General features: G+C 66.6%; 10 protein-coding genes. 3 read left to right on the forward strand and 7 right to left on the reverse strand.

The genetic code is table 11. From position 1 onward, the window contains the following. Window positions 1-69: 69 nt before the first annotated feature. Both ACL03I_RS26675 and eccCa read right to left on the reverse strand, forming a co-directional pair. The gene (locus ACL03I_RS26675) at window positions 70-1,497 is read right to left on the reverse strand and encodes a type VII secretion-associated protein (RefSeq protein ID WP_412807217.1); all 1,428 of its coding nucleotides are present in this window, start codon (window positions 1,495-1,497) and stop codon (window positions 70-72) included. Then, a complete protein-coding gene (gene eccCa, locus ACL03I_RS26680; protein ID WP_355076241.1) occupies window positions 1,497-5,528 on the reverse strand; it encodes a type VII secretion protein EccCa in 4,032 nt (1,343 codons plus the stop codon). Before eccCa ends, ACL03I_RS26675 begins: the two co-directional genes overlap by 1 nt. A gap of 170 nt (window positions 5,529-5,698) precedes the next feature. On the opposite strand from eccCa, the gene eccD reads away from it, so the two are divergent. Then, on the forward strand, window positions 5,699-7,165 hold the full coding sequence (gene eccD, locus ACL03I_RS26685) for a type VII secretion integral membrane protein EccD (protein WP_412807218.1): 1,467 nt from the start codon (window positions 5,699-5,701) through the stop codon (window positions 7,163-7,165). A 185-nt stretch (window positions 7,166-7,350) separates the two neighbouring features. Here eccD and ACL03I_RS26690 read toward each other — a convergent pair whose 3' ends face one another. Continuing rightward, the gene (locus ACL03I_RS26690; RefSeq protein ID WP_355076325.1) at window positions 7,351-7,482 is read right to left on the reverse strand and encodes a hypothetical protein; all 132 of its coding nucleotides are present in this window, start codon (window positions 7,480-7,482) and stop codon (window positions 7,351-7,353) included. On the opposite strand from ACL03I_RS26690, the gene mycP reads away from it, so the two are divergent. Next, entirely contained in the window at window positions 7,456-8,571 is a 1,116-nt protein-coding gene (gene mycP, locus ACL03I_RS26695; RefSeq protein ID WP_355076322.1) for a type VII secretion-associated serine protease mycosin, read from the forward strand. The genes ACL03I_RS26690 and mycP overlap by 27 nt on opposite strands. Window positions 8,572-8,721: 150 nt before the next feature. Here the strand turns inward: mycP and ACL03I_RS26700 are convergent, their stop codons facing one another. The 4 genes from ACL03I_RS26700 to eccB all read right to left on the reverse strand — a co-directional run bounded on the left by ACL03I_RS26700 (window position 8,722) and on the right by eccB (window position 11,534). Then, complete coding sequence (locus ACL03I_RS26700) at window positions 8,722-9,006, reverse strand: hypothetical protein (protein WP_355076237.1); 285 nt, start codon at window positions 9,004-9,006, stop codon at window positions 8,722-8,724. A gap of 85 nt (window positions 9,007-9,091) precedes the next feature. Continuing rightward, window positions 9,092-9,298 (reverse strand): hypothetical protein, encoded by a 207-nt coding sequence (locus ACL03I_RS26705; protein ID WP_397277123.1) that lies wholly within the window; start codon window positions 9,296-9,298, stop codon window positions 9,092-9,094. A gap of 23 nt (window positions 9,299-9,321) precedes the next feature. After that, window positions 9,322-9,501, reverse strand: a complete 180-nt coding sequence (locus ACL03I_RS26710) for a hypothetical protein (protein ID WP_412807219.1) — start codon at window positions 9,499-9,501, stop codon at window positions 9,322-9,324. A 548-nt stretch (window positions 9,502-10,049) separates the two neighbouring features. Continuing rightward, on the reverse strand, window positions 10,050-11,534 hold the full coding sequence (gene eccB / locus ACL03I_RS26715) for a type VII secretion protein EccB (RefSeq protein ID WP_412807220.1): 1,485 nt from the start codon (window positions 11,532-11,534) through the stop codon (window positions 10,050-10,052). Window positions 11,535-11,646: 112 nt separating this feature from the next. Here eccB and eccE point away from each other — a divergent pair, with 112 nt between their 5' ends. After that, the gene (gene eccE / locus ACL03I_RS26720; protein ID WP_412807221.1) at window positions 11,647-13,290 is read left to right on the forward strand and encodes a type VII secretion protein EccE; all 1,644 of its coding nucleotides are present in this window, start codon (window positions 11,647-11,649) and stop codon (window positions 13,288-13,290) included. Window positions 13,291-13,299: the final 9 nt, after the last annotated feature.

The following is a 13,299-nucleotide window of genomic DNA, read 5'->3' on the forward strand; positions in this document are numbered from 1 at the left end:
CTTCGGTGCCGGGGGCTCGAATCGTTTTGCGCCGCAGTGGAGTCGGCTAGGTATGCGTGCCCGCGCCCCTCACGGTACGACGCGGACCGTATCCCCGAAATGCGAGCACGGGGCTTCCAATTGCCCCCATTCGTCTCCTGCGTACTGGCAACCGATACTCAGCTGAATTCCGAACTCCAACAGAACATGCCAGCGAACGGTTGATCCGTCTCCGGGATGTTCCAGGTAGGCCAAGCCGGAACGGCCACCGAACATCACATCCTGCTGCAAGTCGGTCAGCACCCCTGGCGGACGCTGCGCAATCTGCGCTTCCAGCTTCGCCGCGACCTGCGCGTAACTGGAGGACGCCGTCAGCGGCGCCTGCATTACCGTAATTCGTTGCCGCGCAGCATCGTCGGGTACCAAATCGACACGAGCGCGCCCCGTGTCAGGCGACTGGGCAATACGCCAGCCGGGCGGGACACGGAATCGGATTCGGCCGAAGGCCTCCGGTGCCGCCTCGGCCGGCGGGCCGACCGGCGGCGGTGCGGCGGTCGGCGACGCCGCTTCCATGCTGGGCGCCGCTACCGTCTCTTCGCCGCGGCGACCGGACAAGACAACCGCACCGACAATCGTCAACGCGACGACCACCACGGCCGCGATCGCGGCGATCGCGATACGCGCGGCGCCATATCGAGGCTGTCGTGTCGCGGCACGCTCGCGAAGCGGTCGCATCCACTGTGTCTGCGCGGCGTGGACTTCGCGTGCCTCGGTCCGCCGCCCCCGGACGAGATCGGGACCGGCGACCGCACGCAGCTCGACATCGGCACCTATGGACTGCTGGATCGCCTCACGGAGCAAGTCCAGTTTTCTGGTATCACTGAGAGCCGCCACTTGCACGAGGTCGATCGGGCCGCTGTCGAGCAACCGAGTGATCAGGTTGCACAGAGCGGCGAAGCCCGCGGATCCGCTCTCGATCTCGGCCAACGCGAGTGTCGGCTCGTGCTCACAGGATTCGATATGCACGCCGCGATGGCTTCGGATGACCGCCGACGCCGTGGTGGCCAGCGTGCCGAACTCCAGTACCAGCGTTCGCCGACTGTGGCTGGTGCCCTCGTCCGACGCGACCGAACGGACCGCGATGTCCTCGAACACGACATCCGAGGCCACACGGCGCGCCGCCTGAGCGAGCACGCCACGACGGGCCGCGCCCCATTCGGTCGGGCAGACCAACGTCATCCGGGCACACGGAGTATCGACACGAAGACGCTCGAGCGCACTCGCGAAAACGGCGCTCATCGCGTCCACCACCGAGGGTGTGCGGGGTGGCAAAGCTATGGCATCGGCGGGCACGAATTGCACCACCGAACCGACGTGGGTAGGCGGGCTCAGCGATTGCCCCACGACGAGGTCGAAGCCATTGCTGCCCAGGACCACCGACGGCGGCGCGTCCCAGTGCGTGTCGGCGCCACGCGCCCAGATACGCGCCTCGGTGACGACGAGCTCGACCTCGGACATCAGGGCAACGGCATCCACGCCGTCTGGACCAGGCCCTCGACATTACGGGTGACGTAGGTGCCTCGGCCCGGCGGCATCGGGCTCGGTCGCTTGGTGCCCATCAGGACGCCCTCGTCCTTGCTGCAGCTCAGGATCAGGCCCGCCGAGCCCAGATCACGCATTCGAGCCAACGTCGCCTCGAACATCGCCCTGCTCGCACCACCCGAGCGCCGGGCGATGATCACGTGGAAGCCGAGGTCTCGGGCGTGTGGCAGATGTTCGAGCAGCGCCTGGACCGGGTTGCCCGCGGAGGTGGCGACCAGATCGTAATCGTCGATGATGACGTACAACTCCGGTCCGCTCCACCACGAACGATCCCGCAACTGCTGCGGCGTGACGTCCGAGCCCGGCGTGCGCTTGCCGACATACGCGGCCAGGTCGTTCATGTTCTGGGTGAACTGCGGCGCCGTGGAACCATAGCCCGCGAGATAGCCCTCCGGAACCAGTCCGAGCATGCCGCGGCGGTAGTCGCCGATGATGAAGCGAGCCTGATCGGGGGTGTTCGACGCGGCGATGCCCTCGATCAGCGAGCGCAGCAGCGTCGTCTTTCCCGATTCGGTGTCGCCGATGATGATGAAGTGTGGGCTCTCCACGAAGTCGATGTAGACCGGCGCGAGCTCGGACTCATTGATGCCGAACGGGATTCGCAGGCACTTCGCATTCGGGTCGACCTGGGCGGGCCAATCGCCCGCCAGATACAGCAGCTGCTCGCGCGGGAGCTGTTCGGGCAGCATGCGGACCTGCGGCGCGTGCCGGCCCGGCGTCAGCCTGGCGATGGCGGCGACCGCGTCCGCGACGGCCTGGGTGAGGTCGGTCGGGTCGGAGCTGCCGTCGATGCGGGGCAAGCCGGTCAGCATGTGCAGGCACTCCGGGGTCATACCGCGGCCCGGTCGCCCCTGGGGAACCAGTGAGGCGAACTTGCGGCCCAGATCGGAGTCCATCGGATCACCGAGGCGCAACTCGATCCTGGTGCCGATCTGATCCTTGAGCGCGGGCCGCGCCTCCGCCCAGCGGTTCAGCGCGATGACCACGTGCACACCGTAGGACAGACCCTGCACGGCGAGGTTCATGATGGTCTGCTCGAGCATCTCGAAGTCCTGGCGGATCGAGCTGAAACCGTCGATCACCAGGAAGACGTCGCCGAACGGATCCTCGTGCGCGCCCGCGGCGCCCGGGCTGGCGGCCGGGTCCATCGCGCGCAGCCTGCGGAAATCGGTCATCGATTCGATGCCGAGCTGGCGGAAGCGCGCCTCGCGCTGCCGGACGATGGTGGTCATCTCCGCGATGGTGCGGCGGACCTGGTCCTCGTCCAACCGGCTGGCCACCGAGCCGACGTGCGGCAGCCCTTGCAGGCTAGCCAGGGTGCCGCCACCGAAGTCGAGGCAGTAGAACTGCACCTGTTCGGCGGTGTGCGTCAACGACATCGCCATGATGAGTGTGCGCAGCGCCGTCGACTTGCCGGACTGCGGGCCACCGACGATGGCGACATTGCCGCGGGCGCCGGACAGGTCGATGACCATCGGGTCGCGACGCTGGTCGTACGGGCGGTCGACGATGCCGATCGGGGCACGCAGCGTGGACACCGGGGAGTATTCGCCGGTGAGAACGGAGCGCGGGACGAGCTGGTCGAGCGTCGGCGCCTCGTCCAGCGGCGGCAGCCAGATCTCGTGCGCCGGGCGGCCGTGGCCGCGGATCCGCGCGACCAGCATGTTCAGGTTGGACAGCTGCTCGCCGTCCTCGTCCTGTTCCGGTTCCAGGCTCGGTTCGGGCGGCAGCGGAACGCGGTCCGCCGCCCGGAAGTCGACATGGGTAGCGGTGAACGCGCGCGCCCTGACATCGATTTCACCGGACTGCGTGGCAACGGTCATGTCACGCTGCGAGCCACCGCCGACATACGCGCCGGAGACATAGGAAGCCTGGAAACGCTGGATCTCTCCGGAGTCGGCCTTCAGGTAGCCGCCACCGGGATTGTTCGGCAGGTTGTAGGCGTCCGGCACACCTAGCACCTGACGAGATTCGTTGGCGGAGAACGTTTTCAGGCCGATCCGATAGGACAGGTGGGATTCCAGGCCCTTGAGCTTGCCTTCCTCCAGTCGCTGCGAGGCGAGCAGCAGATGCACGTGCAGCGAGCGACCGAGGCGGCCGATCATGACGAACAACTCCGCGAAATCCGGGTGCTGAGTGAGCAGTTCGGAGAACTCGTCGAGCACCACGAACAGTGCGGGCAGCGGGTCAAGGTCGGCGCCCGCGGCCCTGGCCTTCTCGTACTCCAAGACGTTGGCGAAGTTGCCCGCCGCGCGCAGCACTTCCTGGCGGCGGTTCATCTCACCGGCCAGGGCGTCCTTCATGCGGTCGACGAGATCGGCCTCTTCCTCCAAGTTGGTGATGACGGCGGCGACGTGCGGAACGCCCTCCAAACCGAGGAACGTCGCGCCGCCTTTGAAGTCGACCAGCACCAGGTTCAACTGGTCTGGCGAGTGCGTGGCCAGCAAGCTGAGCACGAGGGTGCGCAGGAACTCCGACTTACCGGAGCCGGTGGCGCCGATGCACAGGCCGTGCGGGCCCATGCCGTTCTCGGCGGCCTCCTTGATGTCCAGTTCCACCGGAAGGCCATCGGCGCCCACACCGAACGGGACGCGCAGGCGTTCCCGTCCGTAGCGCGGCCGCCACGCGTGCTCCGGGTTGAAAGTGCCGATGTCACCGAGGCCCATCAGCTGCGCCCACGTCGAGATCACATCGGCGTCATCGGTTTCCACGTCGCTGCTGCGCTGGGTGGCGGCACGGTACGGGGCCAGCCTGCGCGCCACCTGCTGCGCCTGCTCGGGGCTGATTCGGTCGATCAGCGCGAACCGCTCCTGATTGCCGGTCGCGCCGCGGCCGACGCACTCGCCGTTCTCGACGATCATCTTGATGCCGCGCGACACCGCCAGGCGCGGCGCGTAGCCGCACAGGTCGATGATGGTAACGCCCTCGTAGCCGGATTCGCGCAACTGATCGTCCTCGGCCTCGAGCAGACCGCCGTCGACCACGATGACGATATGCACCATGTTCGCGTTGGCGGGCTGGTTGCGCGAGTATCGGACCCGGTTGCCGAGCAACGGATGCAACCCCGCCATCGCCTCCCGGATCGAGCCGTAGAACATGCGCTGGGTACCGATGCCGTCCTGCGCGTCGGGGTGCTGGGTGTGCGGGAGCCACTTGGTCCACTCCCACTCCGGCGCGGTGTCCGGCCCGCAGACGACCGCGACGAGCACCTGGTCGGGAGCCTGGAACATGCACAGCTGCACCAGCATCGCTCGGGTCATGTCGCGCGCCTGGCCGCGGTCGCCGTCCAGCGCGATGGTGGCGAAGCCCTTGACCGCGATGGCGGTCGGCAGATCGGGCACGGTCGAATGGGCGCGCACGAAGCGGCGCAGCGAGACCGCGGCGATCGGCTCGAGCTCCTCGACCGGACCGGTCTCAGGAGCGACCAGTCTGGTGGCAAGGCGCTGGCCGCCGAGACCGATGCGCGCGTGGCAGAAGTCCTTGTCCCCCGCGCGGCGTTCCCACATGCGGCTGGTGCCCGCGAGCATCCAGACCAGTTCCGGCTCCGGGTGGCTCCATTCGACGGAAGCGCGCTGCTGAGCGGCGGTCTCGTCGACGTCCTTGCGCACCTGGTCGAGGTAGCGCAGATAGTCCTTGCGATCCTCGTTGGCCTCGGCGGCCTTCTGCCCCTTGCCCCCACCCTGGCCCGCGAACATGCCGACCATCGAGAACACCATCATGAGCGGGAACATCATGCTCATCGGGTTGGAGGCGATGCCGCCGCCCTGGGTGAACATCAGGGCCATCATGCCGACCATGCCGATCACCATCACGGCGGGCATGAGTTTCAGGACGAGGTTTCCCGGTGTGACCCGGGGGATTTCGGGCGGGGGTTGCAGCGTGACCTCGCCGCCGGGCGTCCTTGGCATCTCGCGGCGCGCACGGCGCTGGAAGCGGACAGTGCTCATCGACGAGATTCCCCCTTCGGCCAGCTGTGATTCGGCCTCAGTGTAGAGGTCACAGCCGACATGTCGTACAGTTCGACCAGCATTCTGCTGCCCGGACCGAGGGTTCGCAAGCTCGCCCCCGGCCCGCCGAGTCGTGGAATCACGAGGTAGAAGACCGAGTTGGGGGAAGCTTGACGCACGCGCGACTTGACCACATCGACGAAGAATCCTCGCGCGGGATCGTCCGCGCCCCCGACCTCGCCCGGGTGACGATTCTGGCCAAGCACACTCAGGTCGACATGGCCATACCGGTCGACGTGCCGGTCGCGCTGGTGATTCCGAGCGTGGTCGACATGGTCGCCCAGCACAGCCGCTCCAACGACTTCGACAACGAGGGCGAGCGTTACGAGCCCGCGGAGTGGGTGCTCGCCCGGATCGGCCATCCGCCGTTCTCCAACTCGCTCAGCCTCGGCGAGCACGGCGTCCGCGACGGCGAACTGCTGATGCTGGAGAGCGCTTCGCACACCGCGCCGACACCGCTGTTCGACGACATCATGTACAACGTCGCGATCGCCGACGCCGACCATTACCGCAGCTGGACCCCTCGGGTCGCGCGGATCACCGGCTCGGTGCTCGCGGCGCTCACCATGATCGTCGGCTGTCTCGGGCTGCTGCTGTCCCCCGGCTCGCTGCCGATCGGGGTCGGCGGTTCGATCGCGCTGGTGGTCGCGATCCTGCTCGTCGTCACCGCGATGGTGCTGAGCAGGATGTACGGCGACAACGGCACCGCGCTTGTGCTCGGCGGCTGCGCGCTGCCCGCGGCGTTCAGCGCGGGAATGCTCTACGTGCCGGGCGATTACGGCTGGGCGCACATCCTGCTCGGATCGGTCCTGGCCGGGGCGACGGCGATTCTGGCGTGGCGGGTCACCGGCGTCGGGCTCGCGTTGTTCATCGGCGGGGCCGCGCTCGCCACCTACGCGGTGCCCGCGGCGCTGGTCGGCCTGCTCACCGACCAGCCAGAGCGGGCGATCGGCGCCGGCGTGGCGGCGCTCGGGCTCGGCGGCCTGTCCCTGGCCCCGCGAGTCTCCATGCTGCTGGCGAAATTGCCACTGCCACCGGTGCCTTCGCCGGGCACACCCATCGATCCGACCGAGGACGACCCGGACGATCACCGCGCGCTGCCGACCATGGAGGTGCTGCGGGTGAAGTCGGAACGCGCCCGCATGTACCTCGCGGGCCTGGTGGCGGCGACCACGCTGGTCACCGTCGTCGGCGCGCTCGGCGCCACCGACCCGGCGTCCGACGACCCGTACTGGCCGGGCATCGCGCTCGCCCTGGTCTGCGCCGTGGTGCTGATGTTCCGCAGCCGCACCTACGCGGGCGCGGAACAGGCCGTCGTTCTCATCTCCGGTGGCGCGGGCATCGTGCTGATCATGTTGGTCGGCGCCGGTTTCGCGATGCACCAGCCGCTGGCCGTGTTCGGCGCGGCGATGGTGGTCCTGATCGCGGCGCTGATCCTCGGCATCATCATCCCGAACCAGTCGGCCACCCCACCGATGCGCCGCGGCGTCGAACTGCTCGAGTACACATTCGTCGCCACGGTCTTGCCATTGGTCTTCTGGGTGGCGGACCTCTACGCCATCGTTCGCGGGCTGTGAACCGGGCACTGCGCACCGGTGCGGCCGCAGCGGTGCTCTCTTTGAGCGTGTCGTGCGGAGTGGGTGCTAGCCAGGGCATCGCCTACGCCGACCGTCCGCCGCCGGTGGATCCCGGCCAATTGCCCGCCGGGGATCCAGCACGGCCGCCGGACAAGACCGAGCGCCCGGGCAACACGCCCTGCTATTCAACCCAGCAGGGCGGCGAGGGTCCCACCCCTCCCGCTCCACAGCGCTCGCTCGACCTGGCGCACGCATGGGAGTTCTCCCGAGGCGAAGGCCAGCTCGTCGCGGTGATCGACACCGGCGTCGCTCGTCATCCCCGCCTGCCCGATCTGGAGGCGGGCGGTGACTTCGTGGCCGACGGCGGCGACGGGGTCAGCGAGGACTGCGATGCGCATGGCACCGTCGTCGCCGGCATCATCGCCGCGAAGCCACAGGCGGGACAGGGATTCTCGGGTGTGGCACCTGAAGCGCGGATCCTGTCGATTCGCCAGACCAGCGCGCTGTACGACTACGCGAACCGGCAGGATAGAAAGCCGGAAGATCCGCCCAAGGGATACGGCAACGTCAATGCACTCGCCGCCGCGATCCGACGCGCCGCCGACCGGCACGCTTCGGTCATCAATATTTCGCTCGTATCCTGCATGCCCAGTGGCGTGAGCTTCAGCGACGGCGCGGTCGGCGCAGCTGTGCGGTACGCGACCCTTGAAATGGACGCCGTCGTGGTGGCCGCGGCGGGCAATACCGATGACAACTGCAAGGCGAGCAATCCCGGGATCGATCCGCTGAATCCAACCGGTGATCCGTGGAACAACGTAACCACCAACGTCACGCCCGCGCGCTACGACGATTACGTCCTGTCCGTTGGATCGATCGACCAGAACGGCCTACCGTCGAGTTTCACCGTTCCAGGTCCCTGGGTCGGCGTGGCCGCACCGGGTGAGGACATCGTCTCGCTGGATCCGCGCGGAACCGGCACGATAACAGGAAAATACGTCAACCAGAGTCTCTCTCCACTCAAGGGGACGAGCTTCGCCGCGCCGTATGTTTCCGGAGTTGTCGCCCTGGTCCGCGCTCGTTTCCCCGAGCTCAGAGCCCTCGACGTGATCAAACGCATCGAGGCGACGGCGCACGCGCCAGGTGAAGGCTGGAATCCCTCCGTCGGCTACGGCGCGATAGATCCGATAGCCGCCCTCACCGCCGAAATCCCTCGAACTCTTCCGCCGAAACGACCGGCCGATGCCCTGAGCGTGCGGTTGCCGGTCCCGTCACCGGCCCCACCACCGGACAATCGCGCCCGGGATGTGGCGCTGATCGGCAGCGGCAGCGTCGCGACATTGCTGATCTTGGGCCTACTCGCCTCGTTCCCGATCCGCCGCAGATTCGGGGTCCGTGAGGACAACTGAGAAAGACTCGGAACCACATGACGGAACGGTTGTGGCCCCGTCGTTCGACGGGGCCACAATTGTCAGAACACCTCCTACTGCGGCTGGCAGTCGTAGGTGACGCCGGGCGCGAAGACCAAGGCTGCAGAGATTGCGGTGCCCGAAACTTTCTCAGCCGACATATATTTTGTCGACATAGTACCCGTTCCGCCCCTGCTTACAGCTGTAGAAGGGCGCCCACGATGGAGATGTCGACATCGGCTCCTCATTCTTACGCCGTCGCTCGGCCTTATTCTCGGGATCATTGCGGCTCAACTCGTCCTTGACCTGCTCGCAGTGCGACTTGGACATGCCGTCAGCCGTGACGGGGTCCGCGTTGGCAGCACCTGCCATTCCGGTCCAGCCAGCGCTCAAGACCGCCATTACGCAAACACCGACCATACGCCTGATATTCATCTTATTCCTTAATTTTCGTACAGATCAGCTTAAACACAAGTGACCCATATGGATCCATAGATACTTACGGAATGCGAATCCTGACCTACGCGCCGCTATAGTAGACGGTGATCGAGGGCCATACGCCATCGGAAGTGATCTCGTTGTGCAGGACAAGATCCTGGATGGAGACGTCTCCGAGTTCCTCGATCGAAGCTGCGACCGTACGAAGCAATTTCGCAACGTCTTCTTGGCCTTGACCGGCCGGGTTGGACTGCGAGAAATGGTTTATTTGATATTGCATGCCCGCCATGGCGTTCTCCTTTAGATCTCGGGCTATCGACGGTTGCGCTTCTGCTTATTCCTGTCCCCGTTGTACTTTTCGGCCTGCTTGATCTTCTGCATTGCACGGTTGTACGCCGCCTGGTCGTAGGGACGACCCGCGTTCTTGTTATCAATCGCCTCTTGCTCTTCACGAGACAGCTGAGCCGCTGACGGCGCTTCCTTGATAGCCACAGAAACCGGAGACGCTGCCGCCATAGGCGATGCACCCGACAGCACCTGCACCGAAGGCGGCGAGCAAAATTGCGCCTGCAGCGATCGACTGGCGAGTGTATGGCATGTGACTTCCCCTCCTGATTGTGGAACGCAACGACATCGCACTCCGTGCGCGATGCCAACCCGCATTTCATGCGGTTTCGAGTCGGGGGTGCAAACCTCCGCTCTCAGGCTCTTGATGCGGAATTCGGTGCCGACGCCTGTCGGAGACCGCACGTGCGTGCGCCTGCAGATTGCGCGAGCCGAAACCGATAGCGCTCGTGTCACTCACAGCAACCCCATCCCACATCTTGCCTGTCACTGTCTATAGACGCGCCCAATCGCAGATCGGTTCCATCGATCTTCAAACTTTTTCCGCTAGCGGTCCAGTTCAGCCAACGCAGCCACGCGGGCCCCAGCCAGCCCACACGCGCGGGAGAGCATCGGGGTACCTACGGTGAGACTCCCCCTCGCCGGATCTGTGGTTACCGGAAGCGCCACCAACAGCTGATACGGGTGGGTGGAACTCAATTCTGGTTCTTCACAAGAGCTTTCGCCGGATTGGCGTCCGGCGCGACGCCGTCGTGAGCCACCATCGCGTCCTGACGGCTGAGAGTCGGCCCGGAGGCAAGCAGGCCGACGATGGGCCATGGCGCCGGTTCGGGTTGCCGCACGCCGGAATCCGAACTCATGCCGAGCGCTTTGACCGCCTCCGCATCCTTGATGCCGTAGCGGACGCCGGTATCGGCGACGTAGAACATGCTGTCCTTGCGCTGACTGTCCGGCTCGATGCCGGTGCCCTGAACGAAGGCGCCGGAACCTGGCTTGAAGTAGACCGAGTCCACGTTGGGGCCGTCACCGTCGGCTTGGGCCAGCGGCACCAGGCGAGCGTCCTCCCGCATCGGCAGACTCACGCCGGTGATCAGCGAAAGCTCGGCATGATTGCCACCACCGCCCTCCGCGGCAGCGATCGGCTTCCACGACAGACAAGTGACCGGCCGATCCTTGATCTGCACGAGCCCGGGCGCGGTGGCCGGATAGTCCTTCACCGGCAGCGTCGTCGATATGGGTGAATAGGTCTTCTCGTACGGGACGATCGTCGGATTGCGGCCTGCCGCCGGGTCGGAGTTGAGAATGATGTTGGCGGTCAGCTGCGAGATTTCCTGCCTGCCATCGTGCAGCACCACGAAATACTGCTTCGTCGCGGCATCTTGCACCACCTCGCCGATCCGATGATCACCGATGGTGTATGTCGGCTGCGCGCCTCGATCGTCGATGTGCGGCACTTCGATTCGCTGCACCTCGGGTATCGCATTGAGCAAGCCTTCGCTGATCGGCCGCGGTGCCACATTGCGAATGCCCAGCGCCTCGGTCACCGCGTTGTTGTTCATGTCGACGCGGGCGCGCTTGTTGTCGTAAACGAGGTAGGTGGCGTCCTTGCCCTTGACGAGCAGAGCGTTACCCGACTCCATTGCGGAAGCCTTGGCGCCGAGTTCCAGGTCCCCGATGAGCACCGAAGTGGTTGCCTTGTTGGTGCCGTCGAGCTGCAGGGTGTCGCACACCGTCCACGCGCGCCCCTTCCCCTCCTTGTCGAAGGGCAGCGAGCTGGGAGCGCCTGGGATGCCGATCAATTGGCCGCGCGGCTTCTTCCCGAGTTCGGACTCCTTCACGGTCGCGGGCTTGGCGGCCTCACCCACGGCCAGGCGGGCCGAGGCGAGGTTGAGAGACGGGTGCACCACGTTATCGATCACCGCGTAGACGGCACCGGAATCCTTGCCGATCAGGATCTTGTTGTCATCGCCGACTTTGCCCTGCGGGCGCAGCAACGCGAGCACGCCGCATCCGGCCAGTGCGACACACGCCAGGATCAGACCGGCCGCGTACGCGCGGGACTGGGAACGCATGGGGTCGTGCAGCATTCGCACATCCCTGCGCACCAAGGCGTGCTCCATCCGCCGGACCAGAAAGCGGTAACCGCTGACCTGCCAGCGAGTGGTGGGTTTCGAAGCCATTATTCCTCCCCCGAACAGTGCTCGCGTTCGCCGAACACAGTACAGTTCCCGGGGACTGTTGTTCAGCTCGGCCGCGGCGAACCGGCCGATATCGGGTACTTGGGGGACGACGATGGCGGAACCGGCCGGTGCGGGACCACGACCGCTTTTCGGGCGCATCTCGATGCGGAACCTGCTGATCGCCCAGATCATCGGGCTGATCGCCGCGGTCGTCGCACTGTTCGCCGGTTTGCCGGGGCTTCCCACGCTCGGCGTGGCGGTGGTCGTCGCGCTCATTCCGCTGATTCCGGTCGCCGGACGCACTGTGCTGGACTGGATCGCGACCTGTTGGCGCTATCTCACGCACCGGGACTACGAACTCGGCGACACCGTCGATTTCCGCGGCACCGATGGTCGCTCGCTCGGCCTGTACTGGGACGGCAGCCGCGTGGTGACGGTGGTCGAGGTACTGCCTCCCCCCGGCGGGCTGACCAGGATCGCCCGCACCACGGTGCACGCCTCGCACCTGCTTCCGCTGGCGGAGCTGGCGAAATGCTTGAACCAGCACGACATCCTGCTCAGCGGCATCGACATCATCAGCCACGGACATCGCAGCCGTTCCGGCACGCCCGCGGGCAAGATCTACGAATCGCTGCTGGGCCCGCTGCCCGCCACCGCGCACCGCACGGTGTGGCTGGCGATCGGTTTCGACGCGGTGGCCTGCCCGGAGGCCACCGACCGGCGCGGCGGCGGAGCCGAAGGCGCGTCGCGCGCGGTCACCATCGCCACCCAGCGCATCATGCGCACGCTCGAGGATGCCGACTGCAACGCGCGCATCCTCACCGCGCCCGAGATCCGCAAGGCGGTCCTGCAGATCACCGGCGGCTACGACCCGCGCACGCTCGAACACGGCTGGCGCTACGCGGAAATCGGCAACAGCGTGAACATCGGCAGCGCCTTGGATCCCAAGCGACTCGAATCGGACCTGCTCGCCCAGCTCTGGGTGGCCCCATCACGCGGCACGACGGTGGCGGTTCGGCTGCGCCCCGGCAGTTCCGCCGACTCGGTGAGCATCGGCGCCGCCTGGCGGCTGACCGCACGGGAACTGCCCGAACGCTCCGAGCTGCCGGGCATGATCTCGATGAACGGACGCCACCGCGACGGGCTGCTGGCCCACCTGCCGCTCGCGGTTCCCGGCGTGGACGACACCATTCCGATGATCGAGCACCTGATCGACATCGTCGACGATCTGCACCTGCCCTCCTCCGGCTGCGGCCAGCTGATCGGTTCCGATGACGAAGGCAACGGCGTGGCGGCTCGCATCGTCGGCGCGGGCATCTCCACGGTGTATGTCGCAGGCGAGCTGTACCTGGCGCAGCAGCTGGTTTTCCGGGCGCTCGCGGTCGGCGAACGGATCCTCATCCGCACCGACCGAGCACGGGCCTGGGAGAACCTGGTCACCACCATCGGCAATCCGGAGCGCCTGACCATCGCGATCGAAACCCACCAGTCCGACGCGGGATTCACCGCCACGGTGGTGGACGGGGTGCTCGCGCCTGCCCCGCACGCGGGCGTCACCACCATCTACGTCACGGGCGATCCGATGGGCTGGCCCGCCGCCCGCCCCGACCTGGCCATCCACCAGCCCGGCGCGATCGGCAACCACGTGGTGCTGCGCACCGGCACGGCACAGGTCGACCTGACGCTGGTGTCCATCCCGAGCGAGGCGACCTACATCGGTCAGCCGCGCGGCCGACGCGCGATGCAACCGCAGTGAGCGAGCGCG

It is taken from the genome of Nocardia sichangensis (genome assembly GCF_047200615.1).
GTDB classification, from domain to species: Bacteria; Actinomycetota; Actinomycetes; order Mycobacteriales; family Mycobacteriaceae; genus Nocardia; species Nocardia sichangensis.

Coding starts and splice junctions, on each gene's coding strand:
- ACL03I_RS26675 (WP_412807217.1), bottom strand. CDS start 1,497: ATGTCCGAGGTCGAGCTCGTCGTCACCGAGGCGCGTATCTGGGCGCGT.
- eccCa (WP_355076241.1), bottom strand. CDS start 5,528: ATGAGCACTGTCCGCTTCCAGCGCCGTGCGCGCCGCGAGATGCCAAGG.
- ACL03I_RS26690 (WP_355076325.1), bottom strand. CDS start 7,482: ATGACGAGCGACGCCGGTGTCGATCACCGCGACGAGCTGGCCTTCGCC.
- ACL03I_RS26700 (WP_355076237.1), bottom strand. CDS start 9,006: ATGAATATCAGGCGTATGGTCGGTGTTTGCGTAATGGCGGTCTTGAGC.
- ACL03I_RS26705 (WP_397277123.1), bottom strand. CDS start 9,298: ATGGCGGGCATGCAATATCAAATAAACCATTTCTCGCAGTCCAACCCG.
- eccB (WP_412807220.1), bottom strand. CDS start 11,534: ATGGCTTCGAAACCCACCACTCGCTGGCAGGTCAGCGGTTACCGCTTT.
- eccE (WP_412807221.1), top strand. CDS start 11,647: ATGGCGGAACCGGCCGGTGCGGGACCACGACCGCTTTTCGGGCGCATC.